The sequence below is a fragment of the Bacteroidales bacterium genome, assembly GCA_035299085.1.
Classification (GTDB): Bacteria; Bacteroidota; Bacteroidia; order Bacteroidales; family UBA10428; genus UBA5072.
In genome coordinates, this window is record DATGXG010000045.1 from 76,810 (window position 1) to 99,812 (window position 23,003).

Consider the following 23,003-nt stretch of genomic DNA (forward strand, 5'->3'; position numbering starts at 1 on the left):
AATTGTTAAAAAAAGTTAAGTCACTGATTTACTGTTTAAAACGTAGTATAAATAAAATATTTTGATTTATAATTATGCAAAATTCGATTTAGCCGGATTTTATTGGCCATTCCGGTACACCGAGCCGTTAGAATCTTGGCTCTTCTGACAAAATTATGAGGTTGTGTATTAAACTTTTTCTATATTATTTGCCAAAACTATAAAATATTGATTATGTAATATTTAATAAAAAACCCGGTCGAAATATCGACCGGGTTTCTCATTCCAAATTGAATGTTTTATTCATCGTGCAGGCTGAGTCACATCCCAGAATACCGGAGTTGTCAGTAAATCACCCCCAATATGCTCTGATGCCGCCTGCCAGTTCGCACGGTTCAGTGTTTGCTCGTTTACCGGATAGGTATAACGCTTCGGAATCTCACTGTAACTCGTAATGGATTCCGGCATGTTCAACCTCGGAAAATCAAGCCGCCTCCAGGTTGTGTATCCTTCCAGTCCTCTTGCATAAAACGCAATCCATTCCTGTGTGCCGATTTTCTGCTTCCAGTCGCCCTGGGCAGTGGCCCAGGCAACAGCGGGATTTGCCATATACGTTGTCAGGCTGTCGGTTGGAATATTCCAGAACTCAAAGGATGATGCTATTGCATTATGATACAACTGCTCTGTTGTACTGTCACTTACATTCCAACCCCTGGCCGAAGCTTCAGCCAGGTAGAACTGTATTTCATAATATGTAAGAAATGCTCCGGGGAAAGTGGGCTGATGCAAGGTTTGTGATATATGTGAATATTGCGAGTACGGGCTTGTTGAACCGTAAGGTCCGCCAATAAAAGTGTTTGTTGTTACGGTATCAAAGTAAGCCCAGATACGCGGATCATTCAGTGTATCCAGTATATCAACCAGTGTATTTGCTGCAACGAAGTCATTTCTGCCGCTGGCAACAAGATCATCATAAATGGGATTATAATTCGGACTTGCACTCAGATACGGAAAGAGGGCATCATCTGCCGAGGATGTAAATGTTCCGGCGACTGCCCCCTCTACGGTGGACTTACCTAATGCAGGATTAACATCTGCAAGAGTTGTACCTATTTTAATAAGGAGTGCATTCCCGAATTTCTGCCATTGCGCTACATCACCATTATATATAAAGTCTGCAGTACCGAAACTGCCGAATGCCGGGTTCAACTGACTGATAGCTGCCTGTACCCTGGTAATCAGGTCATTGTAGATAGTGGCCGCATCATCATATACCGGTGAAAGGTTTTCAATATCCAATGCTGCCGTGTAGGGTACATCGCCAAACATATCTACCAGGTTCTGATAAGCATAACATACAAGCAATTCAATAACAGCAAGCTTGTTTGTCTGTTCTTCGGGAATATTACCCACATCAGTGCTTGCCTGGATCAATCGTGAGGCTTCTTTGAAATCCATCAGGATATCCCTGTAGTAAACTGCAAATGTGTTGTCGGGTATGGTCCGGTTCACCAAATCATAATTGGCCTCATCCGTATAAGTGGTCTCAGTCCAGTACTGCGCAAACAACTTAAATACATTGAGGTTTACATCGGTATTTGTTATCTGGTCAGCCAGATTTTTTTCAGCATTCGAAAACAGGGGTTCTCCGGGCACTACCATAGGATTCTTCCGATCCTGGTTATACTCCTCAAATTTATCCGTACAGGATACAAAGAAGGCCGCTGCAATAAGTAATGCAATATATTTTTTCATGGTTTTACGAATTAAAATTGGACGTTAATACCCACACCAAAATTCCTTGTTGAAGGAAGCGCTCCGCTCTGCCATCCCTGGAGGTTTCCTGAACTCTGGCCGGCTTCCGGATCAGAATAGGGAAGATTCTTATGAATAATCCACAGGTTTGAACCGATAAAATTTATGGATGCTCCGGATATAAATGATTTTCCCAGTATCCTTGGGGGCAGTGCATAGGTTAGAACCACCTCGCGTAACTTTACATAGGACGCATCATATATATAAGCAGAATTTGGCCAGTATACATAGCCGAATGCCCTGTAATCAGCACCCTCCACTCTTACATTATTGGGTGTGCCATCCTCAAAAACACCCGGGAAAATGATACCGCCCGGATTCTCGAGCATCGGTGTTGTAGGATCACCATAAACGGTGTAGACATGATTACGGATAGGATTACCAAGATCATTTTTTCTGACCGATTCTTTATAAATACCGGTTGCCTGTCCGTACCACTGGTCAAGGGAGAAGATATCCCCGCCCTTCTGAATATCAATAAGGAAGCTTAATTTCAAACCCCGGAAAGCCAGCGCATTACTTATTCCGCCATTCCAGTCGGGATTGATATTTCCTATCACTATATCCGAACTGGTTGTCCTGCGATAGTAGCCGCTTGCTCTTACAAGTCTCTGACCATTCACATACTGGAAATCGGTTCCCTGGATTGCACCATACGGTTCGCCCTTCCTGGCATTGATTGAAACACCACCCTGCAATGAACCCAGTTCAAGGTTTTCAATTCCGGGAGCCAAATCCTTCACCTGGTTCTTATTCCGTGACCACATCAGGGACAGTGTCCAACTGAAATCATTCACTTTGACAGGTACAAGGTTCAACTGTACCTCGATCCCTTTATTTTCAATTTCACCGGCATTTACATATTTGAAGGATCTTCCGGTCGCCCGGGATAAGGTAATGGGCAATATCTGGTCAACCGTGTTCTGTTTATATAAGGCAAGGTCAAGCCCTACCCTGCTCTGGAACATGGACAATTCAAGACCGCCTTCAATACTCTTTGTTCTTTCTGGTTTCAGGTTCGGATTATTTTTTATACTCGAAACGGATACCATTGAGTTCCGGTTAAACGGCGTTATCTGGGTGTATATATCATTTATACTTGCATAAGGTGCATCACTGCCCACTTCAGCATAGTTCAGGCGAACTTTCCCCAATTGCAGCCAGTTAGCTTTCAGTATCTCAGAGAAGAGAAAGCTGAGAGTAACACTCGGATAGGTGTAGGTCCAGTTTTCCTTCGGCAACGTGGATGACTGGTCAATCCTGTATGTTCCGTCAAGGAAAAGGGTGTTTGCGAAACCAAGAGAAACGCTCGCATAGTAACCGTTCAGTGCTATGATGGCATTCGATTCTTCAGGCGGAAGCATCGGATCAAGACTGTTACCCAGTGAATATACATCGGAAACACTTAATCCACCGTTTGTTGATTCAAATACCTGGTCAGTGGTTCTTTTATTAAAGTTAACCCCAACCATACCGTTTAAATTCAGTTTTTCGGTGATATCTTTTCTGAAGTTCGCCAACAGATCAAGGTTTAACCCCAGGTGGGTGCGGCTGAGCCTTGAATAGCCCGAAGTAACATCCGGACGACCGACGCCGAGTTCACCGGCTACCGATCCGATTGCCTTACGTTCTTCCTGGAGTTCATTATAAGTATCCACTGCGGCCCTTCCCATAAAACTAAGCCATGGCAGAGCTTTCCAGTCAGTCTGTACATAACCAAGCAACCGGTTCCTCTCATCAGTCTCATAATTCTTATACCTTACCCAATAAGGACTATCCCAGTATAATGGGTAAGGATCATCGGAATATGTCCTGTTCCATGAGATATTCCTTCCTGTTTTGTGGTAAAGATCCTCCAGGAGTTTTATATCTGTATTTACCTGGTACCACTGCCTGAATGAAGTCATGATATTGTCGCTGTAACCGGTTGAGTTACGCCCTTTTCCTTTCGTATTGGTATAATTGGCGGATGCTGAAACCGTCAGGTTTTTGAGCACATCATGCGATCCGTTAAATGTAAGGTTATTCTTTCGGAGATAACCGTTGGGCATAATGGCTTTCTGATCATAATTTGTATAGGATAGTCTGAATGCTGATTTCTCTGCACCCCCTGTAATTTCAAGGGTGTTTGTCCAGGTAACACCGGTTTCAAAGAATTCATCAGGACCGTGTTTTGAAGGTACCCATGGAGTCTTTTTCAAATAATTAGGTGATTCGGGAACAAAAGCATCCCATTGAAATACCTGCAGGCTCGGATCAAATTTCTCTCCGTAAGAAGCATCTTCATAAAACGGTACATTTAAATCATCCACTCCGTCTCCGTCACTGTCATATATTTCCAGGCCAGGATGTTCACCATCGCTGTAAAATGGGCCGTAACCGCCACCATATTGATTCTGGTAATCCGGCAACGTGCTTTTATCAATTTTTGAAAAAGTAACATTCGAATTCAGATTTACACCAAATCCTTTTGCAGCCTGCTTTGCACCCTTCTTGGTTGTAATCATAACAACGCCATTTGCAGCACGGGCGCCATAAAGAGCTGATGCAGCGGCTCCTTTCAGAACACTGATGGATTCAATGTCATTCGGGTTGATGTCGGAAGCTGTGTTGCCATAATCATAACCGCTCCTGCCTTCAAGCTGACCGGCGTTATTAGTATTGGCGTTGTCGACAGGAACACCGTCGACAACAAACAAAGCCTGGTTATTGCCTGTGAGTGATTTGGCACCCCTGATCACAATATTGGTGGAACCACCCATGTTATTGTTGGTCTTAACATTAACCCCGGCGATTTTACCCGACAACGAATTGATAAAGTTATCCGTCTTGATCGTGTTTACTGCATCACCGCTGACTTCCTGGGTGGCATATCCCAGTGATTTCTTCTCACGCGTAATACCCAAAGCCGTAACCACAACCTCTGACATCTGGGTAACGCCCGAGGAAAGCGCGACGTCTATAACCGTCTGGCCGGCTATTTCAACTTCTTTGGACTCGTAACCGATAAACGAAAACACAAGCGTTCCGTTTGACGGTGCAGATACCTGGTATGTTCCGTTTGCATCGGTCACTGTACCACTGTTGGTTCCCTTGATTTTTACGTACACACCAGGTAATGGCGAACCATCCTCAGCAGCGGTTACAGTGCCCCTGATTTGTACATCCTGCGCATGAATAGCAGATATCCCGCATATGCACACGCATACGAAAAAAGTAAAAATTTTTCTCATACATTCAATATTAGGTTTACAATCTGCCTCAACTGATTTTCCGTTAACCACCAAACATTGCATGTAACTTATGTCCCACTGTGGTCCTGTCGGCTTATTACCATAAACAAACCTTTATATGAATGGTTGAATATGAAGACCTTATTTTTGCTTCAGGGCATGGGCTTTCTTTTTTTCTTTTGTTACCTTTAGCACTTTTTCTGACAGAATGCGTCCGCGTAGGATTCCATTTTCATACTATTTTATAACAGGGATAATCGGTGTTACGGCGTCGATTGTTTTCCCTGTCATGATCAGGCAACTTACACTTGTCTATGGTATTCACCTCCTTTCGTTTGTACTTATTTTAGCCGCATTATTTCTTTCCTTATCGGCTGGAGCATTTTTTTCCGGACGTATTGCCGACAGGATTAAATTCCCTGTTACTGTCTACCTTATTTTTTCAGCACTCTTAATTGTCTTTCTGCTGTTTCATTCTGCACTTTTTGAAGTTTTTAACGAAAAATTGACAGGTAATTCAACCGGTAAATTCGGCCTGGTTATCCTGCGATTTGTTGTCTCCTTTCTATACCTCTTCGTTCCTGCTTTTGTGATTGCCGGTATGTTGCCCCTTGTAATCAGGATTTATATCAGAAACCTGGGTGAAACAGGGTTGTTTGTGAGTTCAGCGCTGATGTCTGTTTCATTCGGTGCCTTAATTGTACTTTCTTCTGCCATACCACTCATATCAAGGTTTGGCATAGTCAAAATGAATTACCTGGCAATCATTGTTTTCACCATTTCAACCGGTATCTCTATTTTGATGTTAAGGCATGCAAAAAAGAAAACAGTATCAAAAGGCAATGAGTCATCTGCCATTCAGCAGCAAAGGCCTCTGCGGTTTCGTAAAAAGAAAGTGATTCTTGAAACCGGGGCAAAATTAACACGGGCCCTTCTTTACGGTTCAGTATTTCAAACCTTCGCTTTCACTTCGATGATCATTCTTTCGTTCCGTATATTGATCCGTCATAATGAAATCAGTCTGCCGGTTTTTTATATTGTCAATATTATCATTGTTTTGCTCGGATTAATAGCAGGTAGCCTGTTTTACAAGAAAACTGCAGAGAAAACCGTTAATAAGTTTCTTTCCCTGGCCACCCTGCAGATATTTTCGGGCTTTGCTTCACTGATTTCTTTTGCCGTTCTTCACATTTTTTTATTGAAAACATTACAGGACCTTGTTCCTGACAACCTTCTTTCACTTGTTCTTAAGCAGGTACTATTTTCAGGAATTTTATTATTCATTCCATCCCTGCTTTACGGAATATCATTTCCTGTAGCCGGGCGCCTTTATCCTAAGCGCTTCCGCCTTATAGCAACTAACACAGGCAAGCTGGCAGGTTTGATCTTCCTGAGCATTATTGCCTCGCTATTTCTCACTCCGTATATTATTATTCCGGTTGCCGGAATTGAATTATCCTTTATTCTTCTTTCCCTGATTCTTCTGCTATCAGGTGTTTTCCTTATATTTCGCGATTCAAGGCTTATAAGGGGATTCCGGTTCGGCTACGGTTTTTTCGTAACGATTCTTTTCATTTTAATTGCTGCCTTTCTTTACATTTCCGATTTCAGGAAAATTACAGAAACAACGGATCTGAATGAAGAAGGAAGCACCGTTTCGGTGAATGTCATTTCAGAAAAGGAAGGTAAAATGCTTTATCTGAATAATAATTATTATGTAGGAAGCGATCCTGATGGAAAAAAGGAGCAGATTCTTTCCGCCGTAATTCCGCTTGCCATCCAACCAGGAATAAAAACTGCCCTGATTATGGGTTTTGGAACAGGGATAACACCAAATGTATTGGATCAACAAGGCCTGACAACTATTCATATTACGGAAGTGTTTCCTGAAATTATCAGGGCTTCATCCGATGTTTTTTCCAATGAGAATAACGACGTACTCAGCAGCCCTGAAGTGGAAACCGACATAGAAGATGTAAGAAGTTACCTCAACCGGACTGACATGAAATTTGACCTGATTACTTCAGGCTCTCAGCAATTATTTCAGTTCCCGAACCGATTTACACGTGAATTTTATCAACTCGCTTTTAAAAAGCTGAGTGACAAAGGAATTTTGTGCCAGATCATTCCCTTTCATGATTTAGCATCCTGTGATTTTCTCTTAACCCTGAGAACTGCGAATTCAGTTTTCAGTTCTGTAAGTGTGTGGTATGTATCGCCCGACAGGTTGCTGATGGTTTCCTGCAAAGATCAGGCTGTAATTGATTTTTGCGGGCTTACGACACTTATGGCAAAACTCAGCAGAAACGGAACATTAATGCAAGCAGGTATTATAAATGCTGAAGAGCTGGCTGGCCGCTATTTAATAAATGAGAAAAGTATACCGATTCAGAAAACACCTGTAAAAACAGATGATAATCCCTTCCTGCAGGTCGAAACATTCAAAAAAGACACCGCTGATATTAAGGTTTTCTTCACTGAAATTCCTGATTTCAGCAAATTGCTTGTGTTCGGTTCAGGATGTATGGCGGATTCCCCGGCAATACTCACCAAAATCAAATCAGTTAACCGATCACTGCTTGAGCAGGCCGGTGAATCTTCTTTATGGAAGAAGAAACATGTTGTTGATTTTTTTGAATCGAATGCTGCACTAATTCAGCGATATCTCTGACAGGAGCTTCCGAAACTTTTTCAAAGGCTTTCCTGCACATCGGGCATGATGTTACAAGGTAAGAGGCCTCCGATACCTTCATTTTTTCACACGCATCCACGGCCACTTTTCGGCGAACCTCATTTGAAGCTGAGAAATTGGCAAGGCTGTTCCCGCAACAAAGCGTATTATCTTTTTCATATTCGGATGAACTTATCTTATACATTTTACCCAGCAATTTGCGGGGCTCATCATAAATGCGGATATCACGACTTAATTCACAGGGATCGTGATAAACAACTTTACCGGCATTGTGTACCAGGGATATTTTTTGTCTTTCAGCCAGGTCAAGCAAAAACTGGGTATGGTGCACAACTTTCAGGTTTAGGTCGTATTCCTGTGAGAAAATTTTATAGCAAATCGGGCAGGAAGTTACCAGTGTTGAAGCGCCTGAATCTAAAATCATTTTACGATTTTTGGCGATCATAATTTCTGCCTGTTCACGGTGGCCTGCCAGCATCATGGGGCGTCCGCAGCATAATCCTCCTGATTCATCCATAAACCAGAAATTAACACCTGCCTGTTCCATAATCGCAGTCATTGCCTTTTTAATGGATGGCGTCTGGTGAGTCATGCATCCGGCAAAGTAAATAACATCCGCTTTCCGGGTATGCGGCATAGTCTGGCTGCCGAATGTGGGATCAGGTACCCGGCCATTCAGTTCATTGCGGGTAATCATCCGGATGTTGCTGATATCGATACCAACCGGACAAACACTTTCACATCTGCCACACATGAGGCAATTGAAGGTTTCCTGCGGCCTGATATTGTTGTAGCGGATTGCTTTCAGCTGATAGGCTGATTGTATATTCTGAATTCCTCCTGCAAACGATAGCTGGCACGTATCCAGGCAGATGCCGCATCTTGAACAGGAATTGATTTCGATTTCAGTTACAGGGGTACGCCTGATTCCTTCAGTAAGTCCGAAATGCCGTGAGAATATCAAAACTACTTCGGTAGGGATATGCATGTACCGCGAAAACGGCAGGCATACAAAGAAAGCGCCCAGTGAAAGCGAATACGCCCACCAGGCGGGATAGTACAATTTGTCTGCGGGAAGAAAACTCAGCAGGTTACCGACAGTTCCGGTAAGGAAATCACCTCCGTGGAAAACAGCGCTTGTAAGGCTTTCAGCCAGCAATCGCAGGGGAAATATGCACCAGAGAGCTGTAAGGGCAATCCGGTCACCGGGCTGCAATTTGGTAGTGCGCTTCATTCCGTATGCCCTGGAATAGATGCGTTTTGCAAAAGCCAGGGTCACCCCGGCAAGTACCAGTAATAACAGTAAATCCATTACAAATGAGAAAACACTGTGTAAAGGAAAAACGCCGGGATTGGAATTGAAAAACTTGAAGAAAATGGGTACGTATGGTGGATTCATGGCTGATGGTTCATAAACACGGCTTTCAAGATTGCCTATGGCAATGAGTAAAAACCAGCCAAATGCCAGGCTCATGTGCATGAAACCCAGCAACCTGTTTTTTTTGAAAATCTTGCGGTGCAGAAGGCTTTCCCATACTATTTCAGCAAGAGCAGGGAAAATTTTAAGACTGAAAAAGCCGCCAATGACTTTTGACTTCGCCTGTTTCTCAAGCCTGATAAACCAAAGGCTGTACTTCACTGCAAGGTATCCGAGCAGGAATATAAGTCCGATGGTAAACGGAAGAACAAATGCATCAAATTTCATGGTTCTGTATTTTACTTGCAGCAAGCTGCATATGGTATATTACATTCCTGGTGTTTACTCCGCGGGGACATGCATTAATGCATTTCCCGCAAAACCGGCAACGGAAAACCGATTTTAGTATTTCTTCCTCAATACCCCTGCGGGCGAGAAGAATCAGCTTCCTAAGGCTGTAATCAGTTGAAACAGCTGCCGTACATGACGAAGAGCATGTGCCGCAACTCATGCACCAGTCCACTGAAGGTTCTCCTTTCCTTACTGCATTGAGGATCCTCCGGTTACCGCCGTCATAATCAATCTGCCTGTCGGTTTGTATTGTATATCCGAAATTGATCATAGTTCGATTACAAATTCTTTTTCTTCCTTGTGTTTTTCAATGCTCACCAGGTATTCTGCAATTTCAAGTGAAGCAGCTCTTGCTTCGGTAAGCGTCTCATCAATGCTTTTCGGGCCATTTATCCCTCCGGCACAGTAAAGGCCGGGAATGGATGACCTGAATGGGGATGTATAGCTGTCTTCCTGGAGGATAAAACCATCCGCATCCCTTTTCAGACTCAGCATGTCAATAATGTTTCCGGCCTTCCGCTGCGGCTGTATGCCAGTCATAAGGACAAGCATATCAAGATGCATTTTCAGAGGCCTGGCAAGGAGCGTATCTTCTATCCTGATTTGCAACGATCCGTCAGGATTTTCAAATGCCTCGGATAACCGTGCCCTGATGAACTGTATGCCATATTTAAACTGGGCTTCCTTGTATAATTCTTCAAAATGGCGGCCGAACATACGAAGATCCATGTAAAACAGGAATACTTCCGCGTTTGGAAGCATCTCTTTTACCTCAATCGCTTGTTTAACAGCTGTTATGCAACACACTTTTGAACAATGAAGGTTGCCCGCTTTCTCATCGCGTGATCCGACACAGTGAACAAATCCAATCCTGGCGGGCGTATTGCCTTTTGCATTGACAACCGGTTTACCCGACCGGAATTGCTGCTCCAGGTCAACCGATGTAATTACATTTTCGTAAATACCATAGCCGTATTCTTCTTTTCTTTCGGCTTCAAAAATGTCGAAACCGGTTGTAAGCAGCATCGCATTTGCAGTGATCATGCGATTGTTGTTGATTTTTACCGCAAACCCGTCATCATTTTTTTCAATTTCGGTTACTCTTGCATTACAGATGACACTGATTCCCTCGCCCATCTGTTTTGTAAGGCTTTTAAGCAGTTCATCCGAAGAATGCCTTGCAGGAAATAACGCATGCCACTGATTCAACCTTCCGCCCAGTTTATCAGCTGATTCGATAATGGTAACTGCAAATCCCTGCTGATTCAACCTGGATGCAGCTTCCATCCCTGCCACTCCCCCGCCGATGATTGCTATGCTTTTCACGCTTTTGTTGTTTTTTCTAATCTTCGATATTCTTAAATCAGTGCTCCTTGTTCGGTGTTGGTTTCATGAGACCTATGGGACCTAGGGGACCTATGGGACTACCAGAGCCGGTGACGGCATCGTGAGTCCTTCCATATCAATCTTGAGGTAATTCGGTTTAGCCGGGCGTCCTAACAATTCTCCGTTTTTCCCGAGATATTTCTTATCCGGATCAAATGGAATTCCCATTTTCACAAGTAGCGGTTCCGAAGAGACCTGGTGTGTTTGGAGACCAATCTCCCAGGGATCATATCCAAGAACCAAACCTGCAAGTTCTTCATAAGTCAGAACCGGAATACCATGCCCGTTTTCGCCGTATGTTTTGCCCTGCATCTCACTTACCACATACTGCCACCGATCCATGAAATAAGGACATCCGGGGCAGTTGGTAATGATCAGGTCGGGCTGATAGGGCTCCATGGAATCAAATTTCTTTTTGCTGCATGAAAGCGAATAACCCCGGTTAGCCCTTACTACATATTGCCTGAAACCAAAACCACAGCAGTGCCTGCGCTCGGGATAATCAACAATCTCGCCTCCCAGTGCTTCCACCAGTCCGGCAAGTACATACGGGTATTCAGCTCCGCCCACGCCTTTATGAGGAAACATTTTTGAATAATGGCATCCTATATGTTCAACCACTTTCAAGGGTCTGCCGGTAACCTGGTTAACCAGTCGGAATGGAGCTTTCTCAGCTATTTCATGCCTGAGCTTATACACTATGTCGCTGGCATGCGCAAGGTTTTTTGGAATAGAAAATTCTCTTCCCGTGGCCTTTCTAAGGTATTCACGGGTCTTCTCTTCAACTTCAGGAAAATGATGCCAGGTTTCGAGTATTTCAGTATACAGTCCAAAGGAGGTTATGCACGAAACAGCCAAATTCTCATACCCGGCTTCGGTCATGAGAGCAAATTGGCGTGCAACAACCGTCATTGTGGTATTGAAAGGAACTACATCGCAGTGGTAACCGATACCGGTGCATGTGGTATGGCCGGGATTTTCATATACCGTCTTACCGAGCGATTCACGCATTATTCTAAGGAAAATCTGCTCGGCGCCGGGAAAAAAATTCTGCCTTACACAACTGCGAACATAAAAGAATTTGTCCGTTGCAATTTCCTTCTGGTATTCCTGCCACAATCTTCTTTTACCTTCGATCTTCATATTGCCTGATCTTTTGTATGTATGCCGCTGTCGAGGTTATAAATCTGGTTAAGGTAGCCGCAATCCAGCTTCTCATTAAATTCAAGCCCTAATTCTTCAGCTTTTTCAGCGGATTTCTTTTCAATAAAATTGAATAAATCAGAAGCGCCGGTAACATCAAAGATCTTTCTGAGTTCGGCAAGAGCTTCTGCGGGTACTTTCCTGAGAGGTCCCGGACCGTCACCCTTGTAGGTTGCACCAAATCGTTCAAACAGCTTATCCAGGTTATTATTCTGCCATTCCCATGTCGGGCCCTGTTCAGGATGGTCTGCCATCGACATTTCTTCGCGGTACAGGCAATACCCGTATTTCAGGATCCACTCACCCATGGTTCTTTTAAGAACCAGTTGCTGTCTCCCCTTTTCGGATTCAGTGAATAAACCGGTTTTTACGCTGAGAGCTCTTAATGCCATAATGAGCAGACCAGGAGCATTATTTCGGGGGCAACGGGTTTTGCATGACATGCATTCACCGCAGTACCAGATTGTATTACCTGTAAGTAATTCCTCAATTTTGTTATTATCCCTGGTTTGGACGGTTTCGGCTATAATCCGGGGGTCGTAATTATAAAACTCTGCTGCAGCACAAATTGCAGTGCATGTACCACAATTGAGGCATCCGGTAAGGCCTTCCACAAATCTAACGTCAGAACAGAGTTCTTTATAATAATCCATAGTACAGATGCGCATCTTCAAACAAATGTAAAAACTAGGTAATCACAGACCATTAGCCGTTTTACCAAATCTGAATAGGCATTTGTACCTAAAACTGGATGCTGGATGCTGGATATTGGATACTGGATACTGGATGCTGGATACTGGATACTGGATACTGGATGTTAGATACTGGATACCCAAACCGAATACAGAATACCGAATACCGAATACAGTAAACTCCATAAGTCCCATATGTCCCATACGTCCCATTAACCAACACCGAACAAGGAACACCGATTTACGAATAACGAACTTTCTCACTATCTTGCGCCCCTATGTGGATACTATTAGGAATTGTTTCTGCCGCTTTTCTGGGTTTTCATGAAATATTCAAGAAGACAGGGGTAAACCATAATGCCGTGTTACCTGTGCTGTTTCTCGGGTCAGCTTCTGCAGCGGTCCTGTTCATTCCAATGCTTATTTTATCAACCTATTCTCCTGATTTGGCGGCAAGGGCAGGATTGTTGATTCCGCAATCCTCCTCGACAGGGCACCTCCTGTTTATGGTAAAATCGCTGGTTGTTGCAACCGCCTGGACATTCGGTTATTTCTCTGTGAAACATTTGCCGGTGACCCTGCTGGCCCCGATCAATGCATCAGGCCCTGTATGGACGATGCTCGGAGCACTTATTATATACCGCGAAAGCATGAACGCACTTCAGTGGACAGGTGTGGCCCTTTCACTCGTTTTTTATTATTCGCTGTCATTTGGAGGAAACATAAAAGGCTCACAATCCACTGACAAACGGTGGTTGTTTTTTGCTTTTCTCAGCATCGTGTTTAACAGCATCAGTGCCCTCCTGGATAAATACCTTGTGCAACACTATGACCGAATCTCCATGCAAGCCTGGTTTTCTGTTTACACTGCCCTGATTTTCCTTGTTATAGTCCTCGTAATCTGGTATCCTTCGAGAAAAACAACTACGAAACTGCAGTGGAGGTGGTCGATTGCACTTATCGGGGTTTTCCTTGTAGCGGCAGATTTCTTTTATTTCAAGGCGCTTTCCTATGAGGGCTCACTGGTTTCGGTACTTATTATCGTCCGCAGGGCATCGTCAGTAATTGTTTTCATTGCCGGGGCAGTTTATTTCAAGGAAAGCAGCCTCAGGCGACGAGGCCTTGTGCTGGCCGGTATTCTTGCCGGCGTTGCGCTGGTAGTGCTGGGGAGTCTTTGATCTTCGATATTCGTAAATCGGTGTTCGGTGTTCGGTGTTCAGAAGTTTAGAAGTTTAGAAGTTCAGAAGTTTAAATGAAAAAATATTTAAAAAGCGGAATAATCCTGCTGATCCTGGCGGAATTTTGTTTTGCCGCCGCAACCGTATTCGTAAAGTATGTTACCAACCATACTGACATTCCGGCAATTGAAATTACTTTTTTCAGGGTGTCGTTGGGCACTGTTATCGCCGCAGTGTATATGCGGCGCACCAAAACACGTTTCATTCCACAGAAGCCGATGCTCGTAATAGCCCGTGCCATATTCAGCTTTTCAGCCCTCGTAACATTTTTCTATGCCGTAGAACACAGTTCAGTCACCAATGGCAATATGCTTAACATGACTTATCCGGTGTTCATTTTCATGCTTGCCCCCCTGTTCAGACTTGAAAAGATGAACCGGTTTTCCCTTGTTTTTTTGGTTACAGCTATGACAGGGATTTACCTTGTTATTTTTCCCGATTTTTCACACGTAAACAAAGGTGACCTGGTGGGACTGTCATCCGGTATTCTCGCAGCATTTGCCATTATCACGCTTTCGGTTGCCCGCGAATATGATTCTACTGTTCTTATTGTGTTTTACCTAATGGCTATCGGTACGGTCTGCAATGCTTTTATGATGGCTCCAGTATTTGTGGCACCTTTACCTGCAGATTACATCCCTCTTTTTGCCAGTGGGGTACTCGGGGTAACCGGACAGGTTTTACTCACCATGGGATATAAAAATGTAAATGCCCGCGCTGGTTCCATGGTATCATCATCCCGAATTGTATTCGCTGCCCTTTTGGGTTTTATATTTTTTGCAGAACCTCTTTTGCCAAGAATTGTGATTGGCGGATTACTTATCATTTTGTCAATTTTGGGTGTCAGCTTACTTCAGAAGCAAAAAAAGATATCCGCGGAGGATGAGCAATAATTTTAATAGTTTTGCACTTTAAAGTTAAACAATGAGCGACCTGATCCATTTTTTCATCGATTTCGTTCTGCATATCGATAAACATTTAGTTGAAATCGTTACCCAGTATCAATCATGGACCTATGCCATCCTGTTCCTGATTATTTTCTGTGAAACCGGTCTTGTTGTGACTCCGTTTCTTCCGGGTGATTCATTGTTGTTTGCCGCCGGAGCAGTTGCAGCCATGCAGGGACACCCGCTAAATATCGTGTTTATTATTCCGCTTTTATTCCTGGCTGCCTTTCTTGGCGATAATACGAATTATTCGATCGGCAGATTACTTGGTGGAAAAGTATATGAAAAGGACTATAAACTGATTAAGCGGAAATATCTCGATGAAACTCATGCATTTTATGAAAAGCATGGCGGCGTTACGCTTATCATTGCCCGATTCATGCCTATTATAAGGACTTTTGCACCATTTGTAGCCGGTGTGGGTACGATGAAGTATATGAGATTCCTCGCTTTCTGCATCATGGGAAATGCCATCTGGGTTACCCTTTTCAGCCTGGCAGGATACTTTTTCGGGAATATTCCTTTTGTTAAGGAAAACTTCTCCATTGTGGTTCTGGCCATTATAGCCGTTTCCTTTATTCCGCCATTTTATGCTTTTGTAAAGCAGTTTTTGCTGTCAAGGCGAAATCGCAAATCGTAAATCGCTAAATCGTAAATTTTTCACCCGCAAGCTCTTCATAAGTCATTCGAAAGAATTCCTGCTGGATGCGACGGGTGACAGGGCCTGGTTTTCCGTTTCCCACAACATGATCGTTTATTTTAACCACCGGCATTACTTCGCTTCCTGTACCCGTAAGAAACCATTCATCATAAGAAGTTATGGCTGATTCTTCGATAGGCTTTTCAACTACCGGAATCCCCAACTTCTTACATATCCTCAATACAGCAAGTTTTGTGATTCCCGGTAAAATAAGATTTGAATCCGGGTGAGTCTGCACGACACCGTTTTTAACAGCCAGTATATTTGAATGGGAAGCTTCGGTAACAAAGCCGTTACGTACAAGGACACATTCAAATGCGCCCTGTGACGCAACTTCGTCAAAAAGTAATGTATTGGGAAGCAATGCGATCGACTTTACATTGCATTTAAGCCAACGAATGTCCTCACGGGTCAAAACCTGCACACCTTCTGATAATTCCGTTATGCAAACCGGCATATGAAATGCCCTGGCAAAGATTGTCGGTTTCACATCATTTCCCGGAAACCTGTGGATTCTGGGTGCGGCCCCCCTTGTTATCTGGATGTAAACACCTGCATGAAGTTTTTTAAGAGTATTTGTTTCGATAAGAGCGCTGCATACGTCATGCAACTTTTCGGTTTCAGTATAATTTATTTTAATTTCTTTTAGGCTGTTGACAAGCCTGTCCATATGTTCGGCGAAATAAAAAGCTTTGTTTTTATAAAATTTTACAACCTCATAAACGCCGTCAGCAAAATAGAAACCCCTGTCATCAGGAGAGATGTATGCGCGGTCATGACTGATAAACTGACCATTAAGGTAAACCGTTGAAGGTCGCAGCATATGAATAGTGTTAACTATCGCAAAGATAGCGAAACCTCAAATCAATAAACCACCGCTATTTTTTCATGTAGCTTGCAGGATCAAGAGCTGACCGGTTCCAACTGAGCAGAAATCGCTTTACTTTTTCAGGATCATATCCTTTGCCTTGTTCAAGCAAGCCCGAATCCTGCGTATGCAGCCGTTTGCCCGATTCATCCAAAACAAGGAGAACCGGAAATCCAAAACGCTGGGGATACTCAAGACTGGCAAGAATTTCGGGATTTTTATTTTCAGGACTGTAGTTGATAAGCATGAACACATAATCTGCTTTCATAATGGAGTCAACCTGCACATCTGTATGCATGAAATTATGTAACCGGATACACCAGGGACACCAGTTACCACCCACCTGGATCAGCACCCGTTTCTTCTGTTCTTTAGCCTGTTTTAAAGCAGCAGCCAGATCATCCTGAGCATTTGCCATGGGATTATAAATAGCAGGACCCTGACTTTGCTGTGCTTTTGAAGGCATGAGCATCAGAAAGCCGATAAATAGGATAACAAGATGTTTCATGAGAAGTAATTTGAATGAATCAACTAAAGTTTCGAACGGCCAATTTAGGATTTTTGATTGAATTCCGACTTAAGTTGTTCAACCCATTTCTTAACCTTAGCACCGACCTGTGAGGCACCATTTTCAAAATCAAGCGCCAAACCCAAAAAGTGATCGTCTTCCAATGCCTTTGAACTTTCAAAGGTGTAGCCTGAAGTACTTGTAAATCCTGTTAATTTAGCGCCCCTGCTTTTCAGTAAACGGGCCATTATGCCAATTCCGTCAACAAAATTTTCAGGATATCCTTTTTGATTTCCGTTACCAAAAACGGCTATCGATTTGCCTTTTAAATCCATATCTTCAATGGCCGGAACAAACTCATCCCAATAGTTGGGAAGTTCACCGTCGAACCAGGTCGGAACTCCCAGTATAAGATTCTTGTAGGACAGGAATTCCTTTTCGGTCAATGTCTCCGCATTAACTTTCACTACGGCATCACCGAATTCCTGTGCGATTTTCTCAGCGGCCTGTGTTGTTTTTCTTGTGTTGAAACTGTATATCAGCGCAATCTTATCCATGTTATCTTAGCGATTTGAGAATTCAAAAATCAAGCAACTCTTTCATAGCTTTTTCAATCTTATCTGCATCCGGAAGAATAGCTTTTTCAAGAATACGGTTGAATCCGACCGGTGTAAATAAAGATCCCACTCTTCTGACCGGGCCGTCGAGATATTCAAATGCTTCTTCGGTAATCATAGCGGATAATTCCCCTCCGAATCCCGAGAAGACTTTATCTTCATGGACTACAAGCACCTTTCCTGTTTTTTTAACGGAATTCAGAATGGTCTCTTTATCCAGCGGAATCAGTGACCTTAGGTCGATAACCTCAATGGAGGCTCCTGTTTCCTTTGCCAACTTTCCGGCTGCCTGAAGGCACATATGAGAGGCATTCCCGTATGTAAGCACAGTCAAGTCGCTGCCTTCCATTCTTATCCTTGCCTTTCCAAAGGGCACCTCAAAATCTTCAGGAACCGGTGTGGCAGCAATGGGTGAGTTATAAAGCGCTTTGGGCTCCATGAACATCGTGAAGCCTTCACTTTTCATGCACGTTCTCAATAAACCGGCAGCATCATCGGCAAATGAAGGATATACAATTCTCACCCCCGGAAAGGTCGTCAGCGCACCCTCGATAGTCTGCGAATGGTATAGTCCGCCACCGATGTACCCCCCCGACGCAAGCCTTACGGTTACATTAGGAGAAAACTGGCCGTTCGATCTCCAGTAATCATGAGTCGTTTCTACAAATTGCTCCATGGCCGGCCAAAAATAATCGGCAAATTCGGCACCTTCAACAACCAGCCTGATTTTCTTATTGAACCTCGACATACCGTTGGCTGTACCGAGTATGAAATCTTCTGCAATAGGAGCATTGAAAACTCTTTCAATGCCAAATTCCTGCTGCATGCCTTTTGTGACGTTGAATATTCCGCCTTTATCCTTGTTGGCTATATCCTGTCCCCAGATAAATGTATCGGGATTTGCCCTGAATTCAGCTTTCAGTGTTTCGTTTATAGCCTCTATCAGTTTCTTCTTCGGGCCTTCGTCGTTATGAAGTCCTTCAGGATACTTTTGTGAAACATACGGATCGGGCCATACAAAACTGGTGACCGATTCGGGAGCAGGATCAGGCGCTGCCATCCCCTTTTTGTGAGCTTCCTTGACTTCAGCCTTTGCTTTTTCTTCGATTGCTTTTAATTCTTCTTCAGTGAACCGGTTATAGCGGATGAGCAAGCGGTGGAATTTTCCGAGCGGATCATAATCGCTTACGTAATTCAGTTCGGCATCATCACGATACAGCTCATGACGGTCAGAATTGGAATGCGATTTTATTCGCACACAGTTTGCCTGCACAATGCAGGGCTTCTGATTTTTGATTGCCCACTCCTTTGCTTCGGTCATGGCATTCATGGAATCAAATACGTCCTTCCCGTTACAATGAATGATTCTCAGATTTTTAAATCCTCTGAAATTATTGGCCACTTTACGGTTCGCCGTCTGATCCGCTTTGGGAACAGAAATACCGTAACCATTATCCTGGAATACAAATATTACAGGTAACTGTTCATTAGAAGCGCCATTAACCGCTTCATAAACATATCCTTCGGAAACCGACGACTCACCCTGTGAACTAATACTTACTCCTTTGTGATTGTATTTTTTCATTCCCCTTCCAACACCCACTGCATGAAGGGCATGATTGCCTGTGGCTGAAGACACATTGTGAATATTCCATTCAGGTTTTGCAAAGTGGTTCGACATATGCCTGCCGCCACCAGCCACATCAGGGGCTTTTGAAATTCCGTTGTAAATAATTTCTTCCGCTGTTAAGCCGGAGGAAATGGCCGTAAGCATATCGCGGTAATAGGGGAAAAGATGGTCGGTCTGGCGATCAAAAATTTGTCCGATTGCCAGCTGAATTCCGTCATGGCCGGCATAAGGCGCATGGTATGACCACCCTATCGCCTGTTTCAGGTAATTAGGTGCACGGTCATCCAGTATCCTGCCTATAACCAACAGGTAAAACCATTTTGACAGCGTTTCTTTATCTGTATTTTTTACGCCGAACCGTTTCGGTATTTCTAATTCTGTTATTGCTCCGGGAAGCGAAGTGTAATTCATCACGTATTTTAAAGTTAAACCTCTCTGTTAATATCAAATTGTTCAAGTATATCGGCAATCCTTCTCAGGAACATTCCTCCGAGAGCCCCGTCTACAACCCTGTGATCATAAGAGAGTGACAGGATCATCTTATGCCTTATGGCGATTACATCTCCTGTGGGAGTCTCAATCACTGCAGGTTTCTTTTCAATATTTCCCGTAGCAAGAATGGCAACCTGGGGTTGATTGATGATGGGTGTGCCTGTAATATTCCGGAATGTGCCAAAGTTTGAAATGGTAAATGTTCCTCCCTGAATATCATCGGGAGACAGGGAACTGTTGCGGGCTGCCTCGCTGAGACGGTTCAGCTCCACTGCCAGTCCAACCATGCTCTTCTGGTCGGCATTTTTGAGAACAGGAACGATCAAATTTCCGTTTTTCAAGGCAACTGCAAATCCGATATTGATGTTTTTCCTGAGAATAATTTTATCCCCGTCAACTGAAGCATTCACACCGGGGTATTCACGCAAGGCTTTGGCTGTGGCTTCAAGGAAAGCGGGCATGAAAGTGAGTTTTATTTTTTCACGTTTTGCGAAACTGTCTTTTACCTTTTCACGCCAAAGTGCAAGGTTTGTTACATCAGCCTCCACAAAATTGGTTACATGAGGAGAAACCTGCTTTGACATCACCATGTGATCTGCAATCATCTTCCTCATCCGGTCCATCTGTACAATTTCATCTCCGGCCATAGCACTGACGTTCACTTTAGCAGGGGCAGGCCTGTCTGCAGGTACCGCTTTGGCTGTTGTATCCTGTTTAGCCTGGGCAGGTTGATTACTACGCTGTTCAAGGTATTTGAGAATATCCTGTTTCCTTACACGTCCGTTTTCACCGGTACCTTTTATTGAATCGAGCTCTGCTCCACTGATCTTTTCTTTACGTGCAATGCTCATTACAAGAGGAGAATAAAAACGATCCGACTCACCAGCTTCTTCATCAAAATTTCCACCCTGTGTGCCTGTGGAGGGTTCATCGGTAATGGCGCCATCAGCAGGCTGATTTGACGCGGTTTTTAATTCTCCGGCTCCGGCTGTTGATTTGGCCTGGGTCGTTTCGGCGGCTACCGGTTTTGATTCTTTAGCCTGAGGCTTTTCTTGATTTTCCGATACTTCACCCTGACCTTCGGTGTTGATAACTGCAATTACTTCACCTACCGGGACCAGTGCGTTCTCGGCAAACAAAATTTTTAAAACTTTACCCGCTACGGGCGACGGGATTTCTGAATCCACTTTATCAGTGGCTATTTCCAGTAAGACAGCATCTTCTTCGATCACGTCTCCCGGTTTCACAAGCCAGCGTGTAATTGTGGCTTCCTGAACACTCTCGCCCAATTTGGGCATTACTAAGTTAAAATCTGCCATGTGATATTATTCCTATAAATCAAATATACGAAAATTCAAAAGTATCCTATACGAAGAATAACACCAAATCATTTACAGGGTTCATTTGTTCAACAAAATTTAATGGGAAGGAACTCACAGAAAACATATAATCTTAGCTATAATACTGTTTTTTAAATGAACTGTTTTAGTCCTTCAGACACGTAACTGTTTGGCATGAATTAGCAAAAACTAAAACAATCGTTAGACAAAACCTAAGTTTATCATAGTTCGGAAAATATTTTCCTCCCTGAATTTTTACCGTAAATCCCAGTTCCGGGTAGTTAACCACAAAAGTTTGATTGGAAGCCTGATAAGCGGTAATTTTTAACTACAATCTGTATCAAATAACTAATACCTATCCCTATGAAAAAAGTACTTCTACTCATTGGTTTTATTGTTTCCGCCTTTTTACTTGCTGCTCAGAATCCGGGAGATCTTAATACGGATTTCGGAAATAACGGTTTGATCATCGAAAACTGGACTGATACCATATCACGTGCATATGATGTCGGAATACAATCGGACGGACATCTGATAGTGGCCGGTCATTTACAGTTATCAACTGAAAAAGATGTATACATCGCCTCCCTGGATAATGAAGGGCTACCCTGCAATTTCGGCAATTTTTCGCGCGGATTTACATACAGTCTGTCTACAGATGATGAATTCATAACAGCTGTAAAGATCTTAGCTGATGATAAAATTCTGGTAGCCGGGCATTGGGTCCAGATGGCTCCGGAGGCCTTTGTAGTAAGGTTTCTGGCCAATGGAGAACCGGATGAATCATTTGCAGAAAACGGGGTTTTCGATCTTGGTGAAAATTACATGGAGGTGGAAGAAGTGGATGTTTATGGCACCGGCGAAGACTATAAAATAGTGATAGCCGGAAAAAGCTACAGCGGTTACCCCATGCTTGTCATGATTAACCAAGATGGTACATTGGTGACACCTTTCGGAGATGAAGGTATTGTTACTTTCGGAGAAGTAGGCGAATTTACCGATATCGTCATTGATAATGTTAACAATGTTCTGTATGGAACCATGTCATTGGGAGGCGGTATAGCTGTCATTGCAAAATACAATCTCGAAAATGGCACCCCGGTATCTGCTTTCGGATCATCAGGGTTTATTTCTTCTGAGGCACTTGGTGTGGAAATGGAACTTAATGCCATTTCACTTGATATTGATAACCAGTTATTGGCAGCATTCGGTGAATACATGCATGTTGAAGGCGATCTGGATATGTGTGCGCTTAGAGTGAATGCAGATGACGGCAGTATTGACAACACTTTCGGTATCAACGGCTGGTCGTGGTTAAGAAGTGCCGGATCGGATGAATTATTGAAGTCCGTTATCCTTCAATCTGATGGAAAATATTATATAGGAGGAATCAGTAATTTGAATGGCAATTATGATTTCCTTGTAGGTCGTTTAACAAACACTGGTATCGGCGATAATACATTTGGTGTCGGAGGATTAATGCTCCTCCCTGTACCGACTGATCAATATATAGGAAACATTGCCTTAAATCCGGATGAAACCGTGCTGTATGCTGCCGGATATTCATCCACCGCTGAAGATGCTGCCATAACGATTGCCGCATTTCATACAACTGAAGTTACAGGGATAGGAAAAACCGAAAACACGGTCTCACTGTATCCCAATCCGGCCAGAAACTATACCATAATTGAAACCGGGTCGGCCGGGACGCATTCAGTCTGTATTACGGATATTTCAGGACGGGTTATTGCCAGGCACATGTTCAACAGTGAAAGATGCACACTCGATGTTTCAAACCTTGCACCTGCCCTTTACTTTATCAACGTTTCATCGACCGGCAACCACACTTTGACCGGTAAATTGGTAATAAAATAGCCGTCATAAAACATAATTTC

Annotated in this window: 17 protein-coding genes; 5 read left to right on the top strand and 12 right to left on the bottom strand. The window is 43.4% G+C overall.

The window, feature by feature from the left end; genetic code table 11:
• Positions 1 to 282: 282 nt before the first annotated feature.
• Both VK179_14580 and VK179_14585 read right to left on the bottom strand, forming a co-directional pair.
• Complete coding sequence (locus VK179_14580) at positions 283 to 1,734, bottom strand: SusD/RagB family nutrient-binding outer membrane lipoprotein (protein HLO59971.1); 1,452 nt, start codon at positions 1,732 to 1,734, stop codon at positions 283 to 285.
• An 11-nt stretch (positions 1,735 to 1,745) separates the two neighbouring features.
• Positions 1,746 to 5,027 carry a SusC/RagA family TonB-linked outer membrane protein gene (locus VK179_14585; GenBank protein ID HLO59972.1) on the bottom strand — a complete coding sequence of 1,094 codons (3,282 nt, stop codon included), beginning with the start codon at positions 5,025 to 5,027 and terminating at the stop codon, positions 1,746 to 1,748.
• 208 nt (positions 5,028 to 5,235) lie between these two features.
• Here VK179_14585 and VK179_14590 point away from each other — a divergent pair, with 208 nt between their 5' ends.
• Positions 5,236 to 7,698: a hypothetical protein gene (locus tag VK179_14590; GenBank protein HLO59973.1), complete on the top strand. Its 2,463-nt coding sequence runs from the start codon at positions 5,236 to 5,238 to the stop codon at positions 7,696 to 7,698.
• Here VK179_14590 and VK179_14595 read toward each other — a convergent pair.
• From VK179_14595 to VK179_14615, 5 genes are read right to left on the bottom strand one after another with little or no spacing between them, the layout of a single operon-like run.
• Entirely contained in the window at positions 7,592 to 9,424 is a 1,833-nt protein-coding gene (locus tag VK179_14595; protein ID HLO59974.1) for a (Fe-S)-binding protein, read from the bottom strand. The genes VK179_14590 and VK179_14595 overlap by 107 nt on opposite strands.
• Entirely contained in the window at positions 9,414 to 9,758 is a 345-nt protein-coding gene (locus tag VK179_14600; GenBank protein HLO59975.1) for a 4Fe-4S dicluster domain-containing protein, read from the bottom strand. The genes VK179_14595 and VK179_14600 overlap by 11 nt, the downstream gene beginning before the upstream one ends.
• A complete protein-coding gene (locus VK179_14605; protein ID HLO59976.1) occupies positions 9,755 to 10,843 on the bottom strand; it encodes an FAD-dependent oxidoreductase in 1,089 nt (362 codons plus the stop codon). Before VK179_14605 ends, VK179_14600 begins: the two co-directional genes overlap by 4 nt.
• Before the next feature lie 60 nt (positions 10,844 to 10,903).
• On the bottom strand, positions 10,904 to 12,016 hold the full coding sequence (locus tag VK179_14610) for a heterodisulfide reductase-related iron-sulfur binding cluster (protein HLO59977.1): 1,113 nt from the start codon (positions 12,014 to 12,016) through the stop codon (positions 10,904 to 10,906).
• Entirely contained in the window at positions 12,013 to 12,744 is a 732-nt protein-coding gene (locus VK179_14615) for a 4Fe-4S dicluster domain-containing protein (GenBank protein ID HLO59978.1), read from the bottom strand. The genes VK179_14610 and VK179_14615 overlap by 4 nt, the downstream gene beginning before the upstream one ends.
• A 302-nt stretch (positions 12,745 to 13,046) precedes the next feature.
• Here VK179_14615 and VK179_14620 point away from each other — a divergent pair, with 302 nt between their 5' ends.
• From VK179_14620 to VK179_14630, 3 genes are all read left to right on the top strand, one after another.
• Positions 13,047 to 13,946: an EamA family transporter gene (locus tag VK179_14620; GenBank protein ID HLO59979.1), complete on the top strand. Its 900-nt coding sequence runs from the start codon at positions 13,047 to 13,049 to the stop codon at positions 13,944 to 13,946.
• A 74-nt stretch (positions 13,947 to 14,020) separates the two neighbouring features.
• A complete protein-coding gene (locus VK179_14625; GenBank protein ID HLO59980.1) occupies positions 14,021 to 14,899 on the top strand; it encodes a DMT family transporter in 879 nt (292 codons plus the stop codon).
• Positions 14,900 to 14,930: 31 nt separating this feature from the next.
• The gene (locus VK179_14630) at positions 14,931 to 15,593 is read left to right on the top strand and encodes a DedA family protein (GenBank protein HLO59981.1); all 663 of its coding nucleotides are present in this window, start codon (positions 14,931 to 14,933) and stop codon (positions 15,591 to 15,593) included.
• A gap of 4 nt (positions 15,594 to 15,597) precedes the next feature.
• Here VK179_14630 and dat read toward each other — a convergent pair whose 3' ends face one another.
• The 5 genes from dat to VK179_14655 are packed head-to-tail and all read right to left on the bottom strand — an operon-like array spanning position 15,598 to position 21,087.
• Positions 15,598 to 16,476, bottom strand: coding sequence for a D-amino-acid transaminase (gene dat / locus VK179_14635; GenBank protein ID HLO59982.1), 879 nt, complete (start codon positions 16,474 to 16,476; stop codon positions 15,598 to 15,600).
• A 55-nt stretch (positions 16,477 to 16,531) separates the two neighbouring features.
• Positions 16,532 to 17,029: a thioredoxin family protein gene (locus VK179_14640; protein HLO59983.1), complete on the bottom strand. Its 498-nt coding sequence runs from the start codon at positions 17,027 to 17,029 to the stop codon at positions 16,532 to 16,534.
• A 44-nt stretch (positions 17,030 to 17,073) separates the two neighbouring features.
• Positions 17,074 to 17,586 (bottom strand): flavodoxin, encoded by a 513-nt coding sequence (locus VK179_14645; protein ID HLO59984.1) that lies wholly within the window; start codon positions 17,584 to 17,586, stop codon positions 17,074 to 17,076.
• A 22-nt stretch (positions 17,587 to 17,608) separates the two neighbouring features.
• Positions 17,609 to 19,687 (bottom strand): thiamine pyrophosphate-dependent enzyme, encoded by a 2,079-nt coding sequence (locus VK179_14650; GenBank protein ID HLO59985.1) that lies wholly within the window; start codon positions 19,685 to 19,687, stop codon positions 17,609 to 17,611.
• Positions 19,688 to 19,701: 14 nt separating this feature from the next.
• Positions 19,702 to 21,087, bottom strand: coding sequence for a dihydrolipoamide acetyltransferase family protein (locus VK179_14655; protein HLO59986.1), 1,386 nt, complete (start codon positions 21,085 to 21,087; stop codon positions 19,702 to 19,704).
• Between the two features lie 384 nt (positions 21,088 to 21,471).
• Here VK179_14655 and VK179_14660 point away from each other — a divergent pair, with 384 nt between their 5' ends.
• On the top strand, positions 21,472 to 22,983 hold the full coding sequence (locus VK179_14660) for a T9SS type A sorting domain-containing protein (protein HLO59987.1): 1,512 nt from the start codon (positions 21,472 to 21,474) through the stop codon (positions 22,981 to 22,983).
• Positions 22,984 to 23,003: the final 20 nt, after the last annotated feature.